Origin of the sequence: Paenibacillus sp. DMB5, assembly GCF_001517085.1 — a bacterium.
Lineage (GTDB): Bacteria > Bacillota > Bacilli > Paenibacillales > Paenibacillaceae > Paenibacillus_AQ.
In genome coordinates, this window is the sequence record NZ_LRAC01000007.1 from 1 (window position 1) to 18,409 (window position 18,409).

At 51.6% G+C, this 18,409-nt stretch carries 21 protein-coding genes; 5 read left to right on the top strand and 16 right to left on the bottom strand.

From position 1 onward, the window contains the following. Window positions 1–137 precede the first annotated feature (137 nt). The 8 genes from AWJ19_RS01315 to AWJ19_RS01345 all read right to left on the bottom strand — a co-directional run bounded on the left by AWJ19_RS01315 (window position 138) and on the right by AWJ19_RS01345 (window position 7,154). Window positions 138–908 (bottom strand): hypothetical protein, encoded by a 771-nt coding sequence (locus AWJ19_RS01315; protein WP_068720867.1) that lies wholly within the window; start codon window positions 906–908, stop codon window positions 138–140. Between the two features lie 478 nt (window positions 909–1,386). Further along, window positions 1,387–1,944 carry an outer spore coat protein CotE gene (locus AWJ19_RS01320; protein WP_039873832.1) on the bottom strand — a complete coding sequence of 186 codons (558 nt, stop codon included), beginning with the start codon at window positions 1,942–1,944 and terminating at the stop codon, window positions 1,387–1,389. Between the two features lie 285 nt (window positions 1,945–2,229). Continuing rightward, window positions 2,230–2,460 carry a hypothetical protein gene (locus tag AWJ19_RS34520; RefSeq protein WP_128083470.1) on the bottom strand — a complete coding sequence of 77 codons (231 nt, stop codon included), beginning with the start codon at window positions 2,458–2,460 and terminating at the stop codon, window positions 2,230–2,232. Beyond that, the gene (locus AWJ19_RS01325) at window positions 2,397–3,251 is read right to left on the bottom strand and encodes an HD-GYP domain-containing protein (protein WP_157889917.1); all 855 of its coding nucleotides are present in this window, start codon (window positions 3,249–3,251) and stop codon (window positions 2,397–2,399) included. Before AWJ19_RS01325 ends, AWJ19_RS34520 begins: the two co-directional genes overlap by 64 nt. 178 nt (window positions 3,252–3,429) lie before the next feature. Beyond that, window positions 3,430–4,416 carry an aromatic acid exporter family protein gene (locus AWJ19_RS01330; protein ID WP_068720869.1) on the bottom strand — a complete coding sequence of 329 codons (987 nt, stop codon included), beginning with the start codon at window positions 4,414–4,416 and terminating at the stop codon, window positions 3,430–3,432. 94 nt (window positions 4,417–4,510) lie between these two features. Continuing rightward, window positions 4,511–5,389 (bottom strand): ABC transporter permease, encoded by an 879-nt coding sequence (locus AWJ19_RS01335; protein ID WP_241781559.1) that lies wholly within the window; start codon window positions 5,387–5,389, stop codon window positions 4,511–4,513. After that, window positions 5,343–6,122 (bottom strand): ABC transporter ATP-binding protein, encoded by a 780-nt coding sequence (locus AWJ19_RS01340; RefSeq protein WP_068720871.1) that lies wholly within the window; start codon window positions 6,120–6,122, stop codon window positions 5,343–5,345. The genes AWJ19_RS01335 and AWJ19_RS01340 overlap by 47 nt, the downstream gene beginning before the upstream one ends. 9 nt (window positions 6,123–6,131) lie before the next feature. Beyond that, a complete protein-coding gene (locus tag AWJ19_RS01345) occupies window positions 6,132–7,154 on the bottom strand; it encodes an ABC transporter substrate-binding protein (protein ID WP_068720873.1) in 1,023 nt (340 codons plus the stop codon). A 371-nt stretch (window positions 7,155–7,525) separates the two neighbouring features. Between AWJ19_RS01345 and AWJ19_RS01350 the strand changes: the two genes are divergently transcribed. Beyond that, a complete protein-coding gene (locus AWJ19_RS01350; RefSeq protein ID WP_082707639.1) occupies window positions 7,526–9,244 on the top strand; it encodes an alpha-amylase family glycosyl hydrolase in 1,719 nt (572 codons plus the stop codon). On the opposite strand, the gene AWJ19_RS01355 is transcribed toward AWJ19_RS01350, so the two are convergent. Beyond that, window positions 9,231–9,905: a hypothetical protein gene (locus AWJ19_RS01355; RefSeq protein ID WP_068720875.1), complete on the bottom strand. Its 675-nt coding sequence runs from the start codon at window positions 9,903–9,905 to the stop codon at window positions 9,231–9,233. The genes AWJ19_RS01350 and AWJ19_RS01355 overlap by 14 nt on opposite strands. A 171-nt stretch (window positions 9,906–10,076) precedes the next feature. On the opposite strand from AWJ19_RS01355, the gene AWJ19_RS36185 reads away from it, so the two are divergent. Beyond that, window positions 10,077–10,316 carry a hypothetical protein gene (locus AWJ19_RS36185; protein ID WP_039873859.1) on the top strand — a complete coding sequence of 80 codons (240 nt, stop codon included), beginning with the start codon at window positions 10,077–10,079 and terminating at the stop codon, window positions 10,314–10,316. A gap of 196 nt (window positions 10,317–10,512) precedes the next feature. Here the strand turns inward: AWJ19_RS36185 and AWJ19_RS35540 are convergent, their stop codons facing one another. Continuing rightward, on the bottom strand, window positions 10,513–10,650 hold the full coding sequence (locus tag AWJ19_RS35540; protein ID WP_198536446.1) for a hypothetical protein: 138 nt from the start codon (window positions 10,648–10,650) through the stop codon (window positions 10,513–10,515). 329 nt (window positions 10,651–10,979) lie between these two features. Here AWJ19_RS35540 and AWJ19_RS01365 point away from each other — a divergent pair, with 329 nt between their 5' ends. After that, the gene (locus AWJ19_RS01365; protein WP_039873862.1) at window positions 10,980–11,606 is read left to right on the top strand and encodes an FMN-dependent NADH-azoreductase; all 627 of its coding nucleotides are present in this window, start codon (window positions 10,980–10,982) and stop codon (window positions 11,604–11,606) included. A 346-nt stretch (window positions 11,607–11,952) separates the two neighbouring features. Here AWJ19_RS01365 and rsgA read toward each other — a convergent pair whose 3' ends face one another. From rsgA to AWJ19_RS01385, 4 genes are all read right to left on the bottom strand, one after another. Continuing rightward, window positions 11,953–13,050: a ribosome small subunit-dependent GTPase A gene (rsgA, locus tag AWJ19_RS01370; RefSeq protein WP_068720877.1), complete on the bottom strand. Its 1,098-nt coding sequence runs from the start codon at window positions 13,048–13,050 to the stop codon at window positions 11,953–11,955. 530 nt (window positions 13,051–13,580) lie between these two features. Next, window positions 13,581–14,252, bottom strand: coding sequence for an HAD family hydrolase (locus tag AWJ19_RS01375; protein WP_068720879.1), 672 nt, complete (start codon window positions 14,250–14,252; stop codon window positions 13,581–13,583). A 148-nt stretch (window positions 14,253–14,400) separates the two neighbouring features. Then, window positions 14,401–14,856, bottom strand: a complete 456-nt coding sequence (locus AWJ19_RS01380; RefSeq protein WP_068720881.1) for a DUF3939 domain-containing protein — start codon at window positions 14,854–14,856, stop codon at window positions 14,401–14,403. 138 nt (window positions 14,857–14,994) lie between these two features. Further along, window positions 14,995–15,594, bottom strand: coding sequence for a metalloregulator ArsR/SmtB family transcription factor (locus AWJ19_RS01385; RefSeq protein WP_068720883.1), 600 nt, complete (start codon window positions 15,592–15,594; stop codon window positions 14,995–14,997). 193 nt (window positions 15,595–15,787) lie between these two features. On the opposite strand from AWJ19_RS01385, the gene AWJ19_RS01390 reads away from it, so the two are divergent. Further along, a complete protein-coding gene (locus AWJ19_RS01390; protein ID WP_068720885.1) occupies window positions 15,788–16,771 on the top strand; it encodes a YpdA family putative bacillithiol disulfide reductase in 984 nt (327 codons plus the stop codon). 20 nt (window positions 16,772–16,791) lie between these two features. Then, a complete protein-coding gene (locus AWJ19_RS01395; RefSeq protein WP_068720886.1) occupies window positions 16,792–17,235 on the top strand; it encodes a DUF441 domain-containing protein in 444 nt (147 codons plus the stop codon). Between the two features lie 123 nt (window positions 17,236–17,358). Here AWJ19_RS01395 and AWJ19_RS01400 read toward each other — a convergent pair whose 3' ends face one another. Next, complete coding sequence (locus AWJ19_RS01400; RefSeq protein WP_068720888.1) at window positions 17,359–17,913, bottom strand: hypothetical protein; 555 nt, start codon at window positions 17,911–17,913, stop codon at window positions 17,359–17,361. Further along, complete coding sequence (locus AWJ19_RS01405) at window positions 17,910–18,329, bottom strand: MerR family transcriptional regulator (protein WP_068720890.1); 420 nt, start codon at window positions 18,327–18,329, stop codon at window positions 17,910–17,912. Before AWJ19_RS01405 ends, AWJ19_RS01400 begins: the two co-directional genes overlap by 4 nt. Window positions 18,330–18,409: the final 80 nt, after the last annotated feature.

Below are 18,409 nucleotides of genomic sequence, written 5' to 3' on the forward strand. Positions count from 1 at the left end.
CGCTACCGGGAACGTGCCCTGCGTTCCCGGGGGCCCGGCGTCGCAGCCCGCGACGCCGTCCAGGGGCAGGTACCGCGACGCGGGCACGACGCGGCCGGTGGACTCCCGGAGTATCAGAAACTCCGGGTCCATGCCCATCAGCAGCCCTGGACGCCGGGCTGCTCAAGGGCAAGGGCGGCGTCAAGCGCCTGTGACGCCGCCTGATAAACGCCGCTGTCTGCAGCTGAGAGCGGCATGATGGCCTGGGCGGCAAACTGTTTGCCGCCCAGAGCCGTAAGCCTTATCTCACCGCTATCCAGCCCAAGGCAATACAATGCCCGGACCGCCGTTTCACACAGCTGGCCTGCTGAACTGCGGCGGCTATTCTGCCCGGCGCTATACCACCCCGGCACAGCTGCCTGCATCTCTGCCCTGCCATCTGCTGTCAGCCGTTCCTCTCTTTCGGCCACAGTCCGGCCACCCGGATCCCCTTCATCCACTGAAGTATCAGCCGTACGTCCCCTTCTGTTTACAGGCGAAGAAGAGCCCCCTTCCGTGATGCCTCCAGCATCATGGGCAGCTAACCTAACCAAACTCCTGCCTTGGTTGCCAGAGCCCTCAGCTACACTCTCCGGCTCTCCCCGACTCTGCGCATTAGCCTTATGCCCCATAGCCTGTCCGGTTCCCAGCGCCAGGATGTCCACCACCTGCAGATTGAAGATGCGGACAATATATTGCTGTCTGTGGATCGTGCCAATTTCTTTTGAATGATACATATGTATGCCGTTTGCTTCTGCTGCCGAAATCCCCCGCTGCCCCACCTGCCCCCGGCCGGACGGAGTCATAGCAGCTTTAATGCCGGAGCGCTGCAGTCTGGCTTCCCGCTGCTGCAGTGTTAACCTGATAAACACGTTAAGCCCTTCATTCATGACCTGCCCTCCCAACAGTTTCTGCACCCGTTCAGTAATTGGTTTACAGCTGCTCAATCTAAGTGGAAAATCGTCAACTAATTCTTAGGTCCACTATAGAAAAGAGGATACTAATTGGAAAAACAGCACTTAATTTCTCTATTTTGGCGTTCAAAGGACTTTTCGGGGAAAATTAAGTAGCGAGTTTACAACTAATTGCTTGAAATAGAGAAGTCGGGTGGAATTAACTGTAGAAAATCCACCTAATTATTGAGAACCCAACGCAACAAGCGTACCTTATGAAGAACTTCACCAGACCGCTCTATATTCCTAAAGTATCCGTAAGTCTAGCTTAATTCCCCCTGAACCTTTCCCGCATCCGCCCCCTGCATCCAAAATAAAATTAAAAAAGGAGGGCGTTCGCCCTCTCGCCGCCGCCCCCGCTACATATAATGGACCATAACCCACCGGTAATCAGCGGCGGCGGCGCCCTCCTTCCTTACAGCTCATCATCCAGGGCGTCAGGGTCCAGATCATCATAGTCGAAGCTCTCGCCTTCGAAATCATAATCCTTGTCTTCCAGATCGTCGGCCTGATCACTGACGTACACGCGGACCTTGGTCTCAGCCACCAGCTCCGCCTCAAACTCGCGTTCCACGCGGAGCGTCACACTGCCGCCGCCTGGCGATACACCCGCTTCCACACAGTTGGGTTCCTGCGTTGCCTCCGCAGAGACTTCAACCGTGGAAGCACGGTGTCTCGGGTCCAGGTATGACAGCGGGATAAGCTCAACATAGGAGACTGTTTCTTTGGCTACCTCAGTCTGCTTGTTTTTGTCATACGAGTACCAGATGTTCACATCGTAAGTACCGATTACTTCAATTCCGTTTCCGGCGGCAACCGCTTCGTACTGGTGGTTAATGATCCAAGCCCCCAGAATACTAGTCGGATGATGTGGCGGAGTCACGGTATGGGTTGCGGTAGAGAACTTACGACCTTTGCCGCAGATTGCCTTCGTAATGATCTCCCTTGTTTGACGTTTATGGCTTAATGACATCTTTGAACCTCCTCCATACAATCATTCACTATCAAGTGTATGCACGTTCTGGGCATTTGTTGATTGTTAGAGTAGAAATAAATTTGGGTAAGCCCTCGACCCGTCCCTCTATAAGCTTCATAGTCCATTTTATTGTTAAAAACACCGCGTTATGATACATAGCCAGCCTGTATACCCGTAAAAAAACACCAACTCCTCCGTAACGGGTGAACTGGTGTTTTTTGGTTTATGCGATCGGACTTGCCTGACGGCTCTATTAACCGAAATGATCCATATACTCCCAGGCTATTGCGGAATAACCCGTACAATACCCAGATCCCGGTGCCTGCTGAGATCCACGAAATCCTCTCCGATGTTGACCAGCGGACGCAGCGGATCATGGGCGAGAATCAGGATGATTTTGCCGGTCCGGCCGTCAGTAAGCACGACATCGTTGCCCAGCATGGACTGCATCAGCTTATTAATGAAGACTCTGCAGATATAAGGGTCGAGCTTGCCGAATACGTCATCCTCCATCTGCCGGAGCACCTCGTACAGCGGCGCAGCGGTCGGTAGAGCCGTTCCGAGGTCATGGCATGGAAAATGTCCGCCACGGCGACGATTTTGCTGAAATCTGTAATCCGGTGCCCCAGTACCCCGAACGGATAGCCGCTGCCGTCCATCCGCTCATGATGCTGCAGCGCGACAAGTGCCTGCATGTGATTGGTACCTACAGTATCTCTTATCATCTCATAGCCGTAGGTGGTATGCTTCTTCATCAGCGCCGTTTCTTCCTCGTCCAGCGGACCGGTCTTGGTAAGAATCTCCGAAGGGATCATGATTTTGCCAATGTCGTGCAGCGTCGCAGCAATTGTCAGCATGCCCAGCTCCTCCGGCTTCAGCTTGAGCCATTTGCCAAGCAGCGTGGACAGAATACCCACCGCAACATTATGCCTGTATGTATAGTCGTCCTTCGGCTGGAGTGCAGCCAATATGCCAAAGAAATCGTTCTTCTCACTAACCTGCTGGATAAAAGGAATAACTTCATTTCTGAGCTCAATCATCGGTAAACGTTTGCTTTTGTTATAGCGGAGCTGTTCAAAAATACTCTCCATTGCTGCAGTACACTCATCAACCGCAATCTGGTAAAAGGCGGCGCTGTCAACATGGACCACGTCCTGGGGCTCCAGCATAATCCTGTGCCGGGTGATCAGGCGGATATGATCATTGTTCAGCAGTGTCATTGCGGGCAGGACGAACACGCCCTTGTGATTAAAAAGATTGGCTGCAAGCTGCTTGCCGAGATATTGTTCATTATTGATGTTCATTGTCCTCACCTGCCAGAGCAGAAATTCACATAAGCGAACAATCTGCAGTAATTGAACTTCTTCTCTCATGAACAGTGAACGGCAAAAGGATTACCGGCTCACTTTTTGTGCTTACATTTCTTATCGTAATTTTACACGGTAATGTTAATACCTGTCACCTAATTCGTGTTATGTATGATCAGTTGCTCCGCCCCCGCAGCAGACGTTTTGCTGGCTTGATCTCGACCGGAACCTTATGCTGCTTGGCAATCTTCAGGTATAATGCCAATTCCCGGCACACCTGCAGAATAGCTGAACGGACTTCGAATTCTTCGCGGGTCGAAGGCAGCTCCATCTGCTGAAATTCCTGCTCGACGCCTGCCAGCAGCCGCTCCGTGCGCCCGGTATATTCTTCTGCCAGTACATCCCCGCTCAGCTGGTCGAACAGGTCGGCCACCATGCCGCCGTGCGGAAGCTGCCGGTAGACCTGAGAGAGAAGCTGCAGCATATTCTGAATCGATTCCAGCTGCTCCTTGCGCATATAGAAGTAGACATTCCAGGCCTCGTCCGGATGAATCACATGATTCTCAAGCTCCCTGGTGGCTGCTGTAAGTCCGCGCTGGATAGCGGCGTTCGCCCCGATCAGCTCCTTACCGTCCCATATATAAGCAGGATCACGGAGTGTCGTTGCCATTTGTTTGAAAATAACCGAGAAATAGCCGTCCACCTCCTTGCGGATGCCGGAGATAACACCGGTGGTCTGCGGCATGTAGATCAGATTGACCAGACCGGCCGAGCCCAGTCCGATAATCAGAAGCTCGATCTGCTGCAGCAGGACGTGCAGGGTCAGCTCAGCTTGTCCGAACACGCGAAACACAATAACGGAGCTGGTGACGATCCCTTCCTTAAAGCCTGATTTGACAATCAGCGGAAAGCCGAACAGCACATACAGCCCCAGCACCCAGTAATGAAAACCCAGCACGGCAAATAAGGAACAGCCGATAAGAAGACCCACAAGCGAGGCGGAAAAACGGGCAATGATCGTACGAAGACTCCTTTTCCGCGTTGTTTCCACCCCGAGAATGGCCAGCAGGCCGGCGCTTTGTGCATTCGGAATACCCGCAGCGGCTGCCAGAAGTATGGACAGCAGCGTGGCGGCCGCTGTTTTGATAACCCTAAATCCCATGTAAATACCTCTCCTTGACTCTCTGCATCAGCTTGCTTGTAAAGATATAGACATGGTACAGGATTTTTCAGGGAGACACAATATGACATAAAATTCACAGCCGTGACAGCAACAGCTTCTCCACATAGACCACCAGCTGATACATCGCAGTAGCCACAGCGGCTATAATGAGCAGGCTGGACATTACCAGAGTGAAATTGAAAACCTGAAAACCGTAAATGATCAGATATCCGAGCCCGGATTTGGCCACCAGAAATTCACCTACGATCACCCCGACCCACGACATCCCGACATTTACCTTCAGTGTAGACACTATTGTGGGAAAAGAGGCCGGCAGAATCACCTTGTTAAACTCCTGCACCCGCGACGCACCGAAGGAACGCACCACCTTGACCAGGTTGGGATCGACGCTGCAGAAGCTGTTATAGACAACCAGCGTAGTGATAATCACGGTGATGGATAAGGTGGTAATGACAATCGCTGTAAAGCCGGCTCCGAACATCACGATAAAAATCGGACCGAGTGCCACCTTAGGCATACTGTTGAATACAACCATATAGGGATCAAGCACGGCTGATAAAAAAGGCGACCACCAGATGATGACCGCAAGCAATGTGCCAAGCAGTGTTCCCAGCACAAAGCCGACCGCCGTTTCTAAGGCCGTCATTCCCAGATGCGGCCACAGGCTGCCGCTGGCCATATCGTTCCAGATTTGCCGCAGCACCTTGGTCGGATAGCTGAACAGCAGCTCATCGATCCAGCCCAGTCTTACCCCGGCCTCCCACAGGAAAAAGAACAGCACAAGCAGACTGGCCCTTACGGCCATGACCCGGCTGCTCCAGCGGCGCTTTTGCTTTTTATAGTCCTGGTGCTTCTGCTGCAGCCATTCCCCGCGGAGCTTGGCACTTCGTTTAGCCCGTTCCTGTTCACTGTCCTTCCCTCCCTGCCAGCTCCATTTCCTTCCATAATTCATGAAAAAGCTCCGCAAACCCCGGCAGATCCCGCGCGTACAGCGGAGGCGTGCTGCGGATTTCCTCAGGCACCTCAAAAATTTTGCGGATCCGGCCGGGATTGGGCTGCAGTAAAATGACTCTGCTGCTGACCGCAATCGCTTCGGACAGATCATGGGTCACCAGAACCGCCGTAGTCCCGCGCCGGCGCAAAGTTTCCGATACCAGGTCCTCCAGCTGCAGTTTGATCTGATAATCCAGCGCTGAGAACGGCTCATCCAGCAGGAGCAGCCCCGGATTTGTCGCAAGCGTGCGCACCAGGGCCACACGCTGGCGCATTCCGCCGGACAATTGGGCCGGATAAGCCTTTTCTTTGCCGGCCAGGCCCATTTCTGCCAGCAGGTCCACTGTTTTCTGCCGGGCTTCAGCAGTCAGATTTCCGGTCAGCTCAAGTCCTAGCAGCGCATTGTCAAGGATGGTCCGCCAGGGGAAGAGGTAGTCCTGCTGTAGCATATAGCCTACTTCAGGTGAAGGACCCTGAATCAGCCGGCCGCTGACCGACACCTCTCCGAGCGAAGGCTTCAGCAGCCCGGCGATGATCGATAGCAGGGTTGTTTTGCCGCAGCCGCTCGGTCCGACCAGGCTGACAAACTCCCCCTTCTCCACCTCCAGGCTCAGGTCCTCAATGGCAAGTGAAGCCTCACGGTCGCCCAGGTAAGCGTGCGTCACACCCTTCAATTGCACAACTGGCAGCATATCAGCCCCTCATTTCACGGATGAAGTTTTAATGTCCGCTTCGGCCTTCCCGGCGAAGCTGTTGTCCACGATCTTTTCCAGCGGAATCCGTTCCTGCAGCTCACCGGCGAGTTCAATGACATCCAGCAGATTGTTCCACTCTTTATCATCAATAACAGGATTTGCAGCATAAGTGTCCTGCTCCTTGTAACGATTGATTGCAGAAATGACAATTCCCTTGTCAGTGTTCTCAAAATACGGCATAACCGCTTCTGCAATTTCCTCAGCGCTGTGCTCCTTCACCCACAGCTGGGCCCGCTGGACCGCATTGGTGAACTTTTGCACTGTATCGCCATTTTTGCTGATATAGCTTTGCTTGGACATGAAGACCGTATAAGGCAGATAGCCGCTCTCCACGCCGAACGAAGCTACGACTGCACCGCGCCCTTCACTTTCAAAGATCGAAGCCTGAGGCTCGAACAGCTGCACGTAATCACCTGTTCCAGACGCAAATGCACCCGCAATATTGGCGAAATCAATATTTTGAATCAGCGTAAGATCCTTGCCGGCATCAATCCCTTTGTTATGCAGCGTAAATGCACCGGCCATCTGCGGCATACCGCCTGCCCGCTGCCCGAGGAACGTCGACCCTTTCAGCTGATCCCAGCTGAATTCACCTTCTGCCTTGCGGGCGAACAGGAAAGTGCCGTCCCGCTGGGTAAGCTGGGCAAAATTGATCACAGGATCATCCGCTCCCTGCTGGGCTACATAAATCGAAGTCTCTGACCCGACAAGCGCCACATCTATGGCCCCTGAGAGCAGGGCGGTCATCGTCTTATCCCCGCCCGGAATGGTCTGCAGCTCCACATCCAGCCCCTCATCCTTAAAGAAGCCCTGCGATAATGCCACATACTCAGGCGCATAAAAGACAGAACGGGTTACTTCGCCGACTTTCACCTTTACTCCCGCCTGCTCTGTGCCGCAGCCGGCGAGCACTGAGAAGCACAAGACGAGGAGCAGCAGCGGCAAAGCCAGCTTTTTCTTGATTGTCATCCTTCATTTCTCCTTTCTTCCCGGGTCTTTGGCCCTTACCTAAAGCATATGCCGGGGCCTATTGTTTGGTTAAAAGCGTGAGGGAAAACCGTTTGCACTATTACTTCAGCAGAATTTGGAAAGAAACTTGTCAAAATCCATACCTCATTCTTTTAATATTAAAGATAATCCTAGTAAATGAGAGTAATATTATGATTTGTAAAGATAAATACATATAATCATGAAATAATCACTATAAATAATATATTTCAGCCAATTTAGGCATGTGCAAACGTTTTACCAACAAGGTTGATTACACTAGTATATTTAGTAAAGCGCTTACTGGAAACATATTAATGAAGCAACACCATCAGGAAGGGGTTTATTTACAGATGAAACATGAGTTTAAACGGCTACCGGGACGCCGTATCCTGCATTCCCTGGCCTTAACTGGACTTACGGCAGCACTGCTGGCAGGCTGCACGAACGACGGGAATTCTGCTGCCGGCAATAACGGAGAGGCTTCCACCGTCCCGGCCGCACAGACTTCACCTTCACCGGACGCCGGCACGGCACCGCTGAAATCCCAGCAGCCTGCTGCTGTTGATGAGCAGCCCTCTACTGTGTTTTATGAAGTGTTCGTCCGTTCGTTTTATGATTCAGACGGCGACGGCATTGGGGATCTGCGCGGGCTGACGGCTAAACTGGATTATTTGAATGATGGTGATCCTGCGACTGCGGATGACCTGGGGGTTGGAGGCATCTGGCTGATGCCGGTTAACCCTTCTCCCAGCTATCACGGGTATGATGTCACAGATTACCGCAGCATCAATCCCGATTACGGGACGGTTGAGGATATGCAGGAGCTGATCCGTGAGGCGCATAAGCGGGGAATTAAGGTGATCATGGATCTTGTTGTGAACCATACGTCCAGGGAGCATCCTTGGTTTGTGGAATCCGCCAAAAATGAGGACAGCAAATACCGCGACTACTATGTCTGGGCTGAAGATCAGAACCGCCCTGTCAGCGGCAGCAGTGCAGCCGGCAGCGGAAGCCCCTGGCATTCCGTGCTGGGCAGCCATTACATGGGCACCTTCTGGGACGGGATGCCCGACCTCAATTTCGATAATCCTGACGTGCGCAATGAAATGAAGGATATCGGAAAGTTCTGGCTGGAGCAGGGTGTCGACGGCTTCCGCCTTGATGCCGCCAAACATATTTATGAGGATCTTGTAACGGATAAGAGTACTGAGACGACCGCCAAAAATGTAGCCTGGTGGCAGGAATTCCGCCAGGCCATGAACGAGGTTAACCCGCAGGCCTATATTGTAGGGGAGGTTTGGGAGAACTCTGCCGTATCCGTCGGCGCCTATCTGGATCAGGCCTTTGATTCCGGCTTTAACTTCGGGCTGGCCGAGACGCTGGTGAACGCCGCCAGGACGGAAAAGGACAGTGGCGCAGCATTCACACTGGAGCGGACTTACAGGCTATATTCGCAGCTTTCTCAAGGCCGTTTTACAGATGCAATCTTCTTGACCAATCATGATCAGAACAGGGTAATGAGCGAGCTTGAGGGCAATCCGGATCATGCCAGAATGGCTGCCGCTATGCTGCTTACGCTGCCGGGCAATCCATTTATTTATTATGGGGAAGAGATCGGCATGTTAGGCCGCAAACCGGATGAAGGAATCCGTGAACCGATGCAGTGGTCTGCGGACAGTGGCAGTACCGGCCAGACAACCTGGGAAGCGGTCACTAACAACAAGGGGAATTCCGGGGGAAATGTGGAGAGCCAGCTCACCAGCACCGGCTCGCTGCTGGACTGGTACCGTCAGCTAATAGCCCTCCGCAGCCAGGTACCTGCACTCCAGAACGGGGATATACGGGACTATGCTTCCGGGAATGACGGTGTCATGGCATTTGAACGTGTAACAGCCGAACAGCAGGTGCTCGTTATGCTTAATCTGACAGGCAGCATTCAGACAGTAACCCTGAAGCAGGGAACGAATGACAAAGGATATACAAACATCATCAAGACTGTTCCGGAGGAAGCAGCATTTAGCGATGCCGAACTTACCCTTCCGCCCTATTCTGCTGTTATTCTGGATTAACGGCATGCGAGGCATGCAGCATCCATTCATATAATGCCAAGCAGACCTCCGCCTTGCTTGCGGGTACGGCAACGATCCAGTCCTCTGCCGATTCGCAGCTCATCCGGAGCAGCCAGCCGCCGGAGGCATCTTCTATGTACCCTGCATGCTGACAAATCCAGCTGTCCGTGCTGCGGGAACAGAGCCTGAGTTCACCGTCAGCCGTCCGGTATTTAAGAACTCTGGCCAGCTGAGCCGAACGAAGGAGGTCCCCTGTCTCGGCATTCAGGCACTCGGCCAAAGTGTACAGCGTGTAGGTTGCCGCCTGGGCTTTCAGTTCCTCGAACCTGCTTCTGGACATCTGCAGGGCGGGGACATCCGGACAGGAATTTCCTTCCATATGCTCAGGGCAGTTGAACAAATAAAAACATGCCCGCTTCACCTTTGCGGGCTCTGTAAGCTCATAGCCGAAGGGATCCTCCTCCTGAATGCTGGAGATGATGGTCCGTTCCTTGAATACCTGCAGACAGAGATCCTGGGTATGCTCTCCTTCACAATATTTCAGCCGGCATATTCGTTCTGCAGAACCCGCCATTTGCAGCAGACCGGATACTTCCTTTCCGTGCGCCGGCGCTTCAGGAAACAGAAAACGCGCTAAATATACCATTTCATCTTTATTCACAGTCCAATTTCCTTCCCGGATTCCCAGGAAATCAGGAATCGCCCAGCAGTAAAAAGCTCGAATCTACCAAACTTGCAATCTTTATGTTATCATAAGCTAATTTTAAGGTAAAATTAAGAAATGCCGGGTATGATCATAGCATGAAATACTTTTAGCGAGGTGATTTCGATTATGAGAATGCTCATCACATTTCAGAACAAGTCTGTACCGGTATATTTCACAACTGAAAACAAACAGCCAACCCAAAAGGTACTACGAATCCTCAACAATACACTGGAGCTCAAAATCCAGAAGGGCAAAAGCGCTCTCCAGAAATGTTTGAATTCACTTATCAGTATCGAAATTAAAGGCTCAGAAGCTATATTGCACAGTTACAGTGAAAATGATTCACTCGCACTATCCCTCTACTAACAGAGGGATAGTTTTTTGTACACCAAAGAAACGGCTTTGCCGTCCTTTGGGGGATGGTATCCGTTTCTGCGGGATCGTTTATGACGTGTAACCATATAAATTCTTATATTTCAAAAAAAAGCACGCTCTTTCGCCTGGAAAGAAGGTGCTCCGCTCTATATGATGTGCCGAATAACTGTAGGACAGCGGCAGGTTTTTAACCGGTCGGGCGGTTTTTATTTTCTTCTTTCTCCGCTTTTTGGATGCGCAGCTTGAACAACTTCACTAAATTGAGGCGTGTCTGTTCTTCGTGACAGCTGTCCAGTTTTTTAATGATAAAACGGTCAATGGACATGTCAATCGCTCCTTTTTGAATAACTTTTGCCGTTAATGGACCCAGGAAATCATTTCCTGCCTCCCTTGTATCACCTATATAACCGGGTCTCCGGAAGCTCAAACGCTTCTATTTTCTGGTAAAAACAGGCTTGTCGGAACGACTTTACTACATATTGAGCCTCAGTTCCGGTTATGCTGTTATCCATCAGGAGATATGGTAGCCGTGCAATTCCAAGGCATTTGCTGTCGCTGAAATTTATTTTTCTTTCGACGGATATTTACAAACTAAATATTCAATGCTATATTAAATATAGTAAGTATTAAATATATATTTAAGGAGAAATCATAATGTCTAATGTACTTTTTATCAAAGCAAACAACCGCCCTGCTGAACAGGCTGTAAGTGTTCAACTTTACAACGCATTCCTTGCAAGCTACAAAGAATCCCACCCGGAAGACCAGGTAACTGAACTGGATCTGTTCGCTGAAGAGCTTCCTTACTACGACAACACCCTGATCACTGGTATCTATAAAGCTGCCCAGGGCTTTGAAGCAACTCCTGAAGAAGCTGCCGGCGCAGCACTTGTTAAGAAATATCTGGACCAATTCGTTGCAGCTGATAAAGTTGTATTCGGCTTCCCGCTCTGGAACATGACTGTTCCTGCTGTTCTGCACACTTACATTGACTACGTGAACCAGGCTGGTACTGCATTCAAATACACAGCTGAAGGTCCTGTAGGCCTGCTTACCGGCAAAAAAGCGGCTGTCCTGAACGCAAGAGGCGGCATCTACTCCACTGGTCCTGCAGCAAACGCTGAAATGGCTGTTAACTTCATCGTGAACAACCTGAGCTTCTGGGGCTTCCAGGATATCACACAGGTGATCATCGAAGGCCACAACCAGAACCCGCAGGAGTCTGCTAACATCATTGCAAAAGGTCTGGAAGAAGCTAAATCTGCTGCTGCATCGTTCTAATACAGCACCAGCATTAAAGGTCCGGCCGGCAGTATAGAAATTCGCAAGAAGATCAGGCATCTGTATTACTCAGCATCCGGACTTTTATTTATATATAGCAGAGGCACAGCCCTTCCCCGGGCTGTGCCTCTGCAGCATAAAGCAACCCCACAAAGTGGGGGGGACACCGAATATATCCTTAATAAAAAAAGCCATCAGGGCGCCTGAGCAGACAGCTGCAGGGCATCCTAATGGCCTTTTTTTGATGTTAATAATTTATATATTAGGGGTCCCCGCAAGCACCAGAGTCAGCAGCCATACGGGCCGGTGGCTCCGCTTTGCGGGGTATTCATTGCCTATGCCACGATCAGTACTCCTCAAGCTGCCGCTCCCATGACGTTTTCCGCGGCCGCGGGGCGCTCGTTTTGCCGGCAGAAGCAACAGCCTTCCGCTTCTGTCTCTGCTCTTTGCTGCTCTGGAAGCGCAGCTCCTTCTGTGTCTTGCGGTAGTTCATGAGCCGTTTCGCCTCAAGCAGCCCGGAGGATACAGCGGCCAGCACAGCACAGCCCTCCTCGCGTTCATGGCTGCAGTCGCTATAGCGGCATTCTGCCGCCAGGCTGCTTATATCGCCAAAGGCAAGGTCAAGCCCGCCCTCATCCTCCCACAGCTGCAGCTCACGCATCCCGGGGGTATCCACGATAATCCCGCCTTCAGGCAGCACGAACATTTCCCGGTGCGTCGTTGTATGCCGTCCGCGGCTGTCGCCCTCTCTGACGTCCTGGGTCAGCTGCAGGGTTTGGCCGCTGAGCCAGTTGACCATCGTTGACTTACCGCAGCCGGAAGAGCCGGTCAGGGCCACCGTCTGCCCGCTGCGGATATACGGCAGCAGCTCTTCACGTCCGTCACCGAGCAGGGCGCTGACCGCATGTACCGGCACGCCGGGTGCAGCCCGCTCCATCTCCGCTATTCTGGTATCTGCATCCGGGCACAGATCGGCCTTGGTCAGCAGAATGACCGGACTCGCTCCGCTGTTCCAGGCCATAATCAGATACCGCTCCATCCGCCGCACATTGAAATCATCATTCAAGGCACTGACCAGAAACAATGTATCTACATTGGAAGCGACAATCTGCTCTGCCTGCGTATTTCCCGCTACCTTGCGCGAAATAACACTTTGACGGGGCAGCAGCCCATGAATAACAGCGTGCTCTCCCCCATCCTGCATAGCTAAAGCTACCCAGTCCCCGATGGCCGGCAGTTCGCCCGAATCTGTGACGGAATGCCGGAGCTTCCCGGACAGCTCACCCCAGGTTTCGCCTGCATCCGTTATGACCCGGTATTTGCTGCCAAAGTCACCTGTGATCCGGCCGGGAACACGCTTATTGTGTGGCTGCTCCTGATTGTGAATTATCCCGTTCCATTTTACTTGCCAATTTTCATTCCATCCGTATTGTTCAATAATCATTGTAATGTTATTTCCTCCTGATATTTGGTTTAGTTCTCCACTCACATTGTCCGGGAACACAAAAAGCCGCCGGAACCTAACGTTCCGGCGGCGGATTGGATCACAGCCCCCCCCCTCCTGCTGAAAGGTAGGACTGCGATCAAATCATATACAGAAAGCTGCGGTCTTCCCGGGTAAGGAAGAACCGCACAGTTCTGCGCGCGACCCTGGCATACCAAATACGGTACGATCCGTATTCAATAACGCTTGACCGCGCAAAAAAGCCGCCGGAACACATACGGTCCCGGACGGCTCTAAAAGGCACTTTAAGAGCTTACCTGCTAAGCTGCATCACACTTGCTGCGCAGCCGCTGTTCCCGGAAGACACGTATCTACAACAGTTGTTACCGATAATGAACGTGCTGTATAAACTGTCATATTACATCGTCTCCTTCGTGGTTAATATGCTGTAACTATAAACGTCCCGGCTGCGCATTGTCAACGCCGCACCCCGGTAAAGTATTTTTTATAAATAAAGTCTACCTGAAACTCTAAATGATTTCCTTCAGCTCAGCCAGCTCATTAATGCTTCTCCAGGGCTGCACATCCAGACGTTCGTCCCACGGGTGGTTCCGCTTCAGCCAGACGGTGTCCATTCCCGCTTTGCCGGCACCCCAGATATCATTGACCGGATGATCGCCGATGAACAGGGTCTGCTCTGCAGAGGTACCCATACGCTCCAGCGCCAGCTTGTATATAGCCGGATCAGGCTTGCTGATCCCGGCTTCGCCTGAAATCACAATCGCCTTAAAATAGCCGCGTAACCCGAGCAGATCAATTTTACCGTCCTGAAGATCCTTTTTACCGTTGGTTACGAGCCCCAGAATGTACCCCCGCTCCCGGCAGTAGTTCAGGATTTCAGCTGCATCCTTCATAGCCGCCCCGTGGCTGAAATAGTTTGAATCATAATACGCCCGTATGTCCGCTGCACTCACCTGTGTCTGCCAGGGCAGCACTTCGCTAAGCTCGGTAAAAAATCCGTCCTTATCCCGGTAGCCGTCCGCATCCCGCACAATCATATCCTCTACAACCCGCAAAGCCTCTTCCTCCGACAGATGGCCCAGATAATCCTTTACAAACCGGGTACTGAAGCTGCGGAACGTATAGTCCCGGTCCATCAGGGTATTGTCCAGATCAAACAGCAATGCCTGTTTCTCTCTCATCTTGATTAAATCTCCTTATCCGCTTAAATGTCAGAGATTAATTGTACTATGTATGTCCGGACAAAGAAAAGACTGCCCTGCAGAAAAGAAGCTATATCCTTCTTTACTGCTGAACAGCCTGCTGGCGTCATATAAATGGATAATCCGGTTATTCAAAATGCTCCGCACGGTGGGTCAGCATCATCTCTTCTTCCGTAATGTACAGCGGAAACGGCGGTGTCTCCGTCAGATAACGTTCCGAATGGAGCAGACGGTAGTGGACCTCCGGCAGCCAGGCATCCTCGATTAGCGGCAGCTTGCCGGTATCGCTGATATAATTATCCACTGCTGATTGAACCATATCCAGATAGTAAGGAACCAGCTTGTCAGTTTCCTCAAAAATTTCGTAGGTTTCACGGGACATATAGAATTTCTGCTGGGGAACCCCGCCCAAATAACGTTTCAGCCTGGACAAGTCGATGCTTTTATCCTCCATAATCAGTACAGTACGATTGACTGAGGCAGGCATATCTTCTTCGAATTGTCTGACAGCCTGCTTGATCTGCGGCAAAGTGACAGTGATCGGCTCAGGGATTGTATTTTTTTTAGCGCGTTTGAATATCATACTGAAAGTCTCCTTTCAAAGTATATGTCAGATAACGCTTACAATTCCAGTTTATTCACTTTTCTAACCTTTAATCAGGAGTGCATTTATTTGTCACAGAATCTCCGAAATTATAAGAGCATTAAGTGACAAGTTGCATTATTTCACGTTCTCCCAGCGCGTCCACATTTCGGGCGGGTTCAGTTCATATTTGTCATGCTCGCGGTACATGAACTGATGCATGATGAATTCACGGCGGATGGTGGCGTAATCGTCATGGTATTGCTTGATGAACTCGTTCATCTCTTTCTCGCTGTAGACAGTTCCCGGGGTCAGCTTTTCAGCCATGTACTGCAGGGCAATCAGCTTCTTCTTGTATTGGGCCGGGATCTGGCGCAGCCTTCCGTCTTTGGCAAAAAAGTTGCGCAGCACCGATTCCTTCAGGCTGTTCTCAGGTGACTGCTCCTCCATCTCCTGCGTTCCTTTGGAAAAAATAAAGCTCAAGGATGCTTCAGAGCCTGCCCTGATAAACTCGGGATTAAGTCTGAAGTAGACGGTGTTCTTGTCCCGCCGTTCTGTAATCATTGCAGCTTCCCGCAGCTTGGCGGCATGATGGGTTACAGTCGGCTGTGACAGATTGAGCCTTTCCGCCAGCGCCTGGCCGTGAATCTCCTCTCCTCTGGACAACAGCAGTAATATACGTAATCTCGTCGGATCGGACAAGGCCTTATGGTAATTAACAATTTTATCAAGCTGCATGGGGGTCACGCTCCTGTAACAAATATAAGCTGGGATGAAAAGGAATATTGTTTAGATATATATCTAATTATATCAAATTTAAGGATATCCGGCAACCGCCACAGCTGATCTTTTACACAGGGATTGGCGTTAAATTAAAAATTAAGGTAACATTTAGAGACAGAACTTATCCATCAGGAGGTCGCAAGTCATTATGAAAGACGTTATTATTATCGGCGCCGGTCCCTGCGGGCTGTCAGCGGCAATTGAATGCCAGCGCCAGGGGCTTTCGAGCCTGATTATTGAGAAAAATTTTATAGTGCACTCCATTTATCTGTACCCGACCAGCATGCAGTTCTTCAGCACAACCGCGCTGCTCGAAATTGGCGGTGTTCCCTTCACCTCACCCAATGACAAGCCGTTTCGCCATGAAGCCCTGGTCTATTACCGGCGGGCAGCGGAGCAGCACGGTCTTGAGATTGCAGCGTATGAAGAAGCGCTGAGTGTGGAACGGAATGAAGACGGCAGCTTTACTGTACATACTGTCAACAAACGCGGAGAACGGCAGAGCCGGCAGGCTGCACATGTCGTTATTTCGACCGGCTATTTCGACCAGCCGAATATGATCGGCATTCCTGGGGAAGAGCTGCCCAAGGTTACGCATTACTTTGGCGAGGCCCACCCGTATACCGGGATGAGGGTAACCGTTATTGGGGGAAGCAATTCCGCAGTGGATGCGGCACTGGAGCTGATCCGTGTCGGTGCCTCTGTAGATATGGTCTACCGCGGGGCAAGCATTTCCGACAATATCAAGCCGTGGGTGCGGCCTATTTTTGAGAGCATGGTAACCAAAGGTAAAATAGCCCTGCATCTGGAATCACGGGTCACCGAGATTACGCCATCCTCTGTCATCGTAACCGGGCACAATGGGGAGACTAGCGAGCTGGACAATGATTTTGTGCTGGCGATGACCGGCTTCCGTCCGAGCAGGGCACTGCTGTCATCCGCAGGCGTGCTGATGGACAATGAGCTGGACAAGCCGTCATTCAACCCTTCAACGATGGAGAGCAATATACCGGGCCTCTATGTAGCAGGGGTTATCGCCTCCGGCCGCAACGCCAATGAGGTATTCATCGAGACCGGACGCGGTCACGGCAAGCTGATTGCCGACCATATCGTTTCACAAAAGCTCAAATAAGACAAGGAGTGCCCGTCTACATGGATATCACCTCCCTGCTGTTACTTGGCCTGGCCGCGCTTGGCATTATCAGCAGCAATTCACCGGTTACTATCGCTATGGTTGTACTGCTGCTGCTCAGGGTACTGGGACTGCAACAGACTTTTCCGTGGCTGGAAAAGCATGGCCTGACGCTCGGAATCATCATCCTGACAATCGGAGTGATGACCCCGCTGGCCAGCGGCAAAATCTCGCTGAATACAATTTGGCAGTCCTTCTTCCACTGGAAATCGCTGGCCGCCATCGGCATCGGCATGCTGGTTGCTTATCTCGGCGGCCGCGGCGCCGTGCTGATGGGCAGCCAGCCGACGGTTGTCGCCGGCCTCTTGATCGGCACTGTGCTCGGCGTCGCCCTGTTCAAGGGCGTTCCGGTCGGTCCGCTGATTGCCGCGGGCCTTCTGTCTTTGATTATCGGGAGGGGATAATCTCTTTGCTGCACTCCGCCGCACGAATAGGCTGGCATCATCCGCAGGAATATGCGGGTGATGCCAGCCTTTATATTTTGCTCTGAGGCCGGTGCCAGGAGCATTTACTCATCACACTCTGCCTTAAAAGGCGCCGCCTCCATCTACACGATACTGCTTCTCCAGTTCGGAAGTGTAATACGGATCATAGGTTATTCCCTTCTTAGGCGTACAATCAAGGAATCCGTTACCGGCTGAACCATTGCGCGCTGCTGCACCCGCAGGCCCTGCTAATGCCTTAACCTTATTAACGACCTCCTCATCAAGCTCCGGCTCCTCTGTTTCTGCACTGTCAGCTTGTGCAATCATCAGCTGAACAGCAAGCTGTTCGCTATCTGCATTCCCTTGGAGATCTGTATACATGACAACTATACATAAGCTTACTTGGCCGCAGGGGATAGCTTCGCCGGTATAAATCTCCACCAGCAGCTCGTTCATCCTGTCCAGCGAGTGCAGAAGCATTTCGCCTGAGCCGTCTGCCTCAAACACCCCATAAGCCTCCCCCGCTTGAATTCCTTCCGGCATAATAAGCCTGACTACAGCTTGCTCAAACTTTTCTGGCGGATGGATTTGAATAAGCAGATGGTTTAGCCCTTCTTCATGCTCAAGCACCGGTTTGGCCAGCCGCGCTGTTATCATCCTCGTTGCCCCTCCTTCAGCATCCGGGTAATCGTATCTTGAAGCTCCAGTCTCAGCTCTGGTGAAATCCGCGGACTGACCGTCAGCATAACATCCTCGCTGACTACCAGCGTATCCCCCGACAGAAGCTGTTCCGGCTGCAAAAACTTCAGGCGTTCGCCAAGCTTTGCTATCTCGTCTTCCGGCATGTCTGCCAGTTTAAGCTGGATATCGGCCAGCGTTTCTCCGCTTCTGGATAAAGCCAGAATAGCCCTCAGATGCCTGTAATGGCGGTCGGTATAGACCCGTTTGTTGCCGGACAGCTCGAGCGGCGGGAGCAGGCCAATCTGTGTATAATAACGCACGGTCCGCAGATTCATATCAGGAGCTTCCTGCTGTACCAGCTCAGCCAGCTGTTTGCCGGTGTAAGTATTCATTGTTCCAGCCTCCAGACTTTATATAGATACAGTTAAGTGTCTTTGTTACAGTTTACTGTAACCAATAAATGAATGCAAAT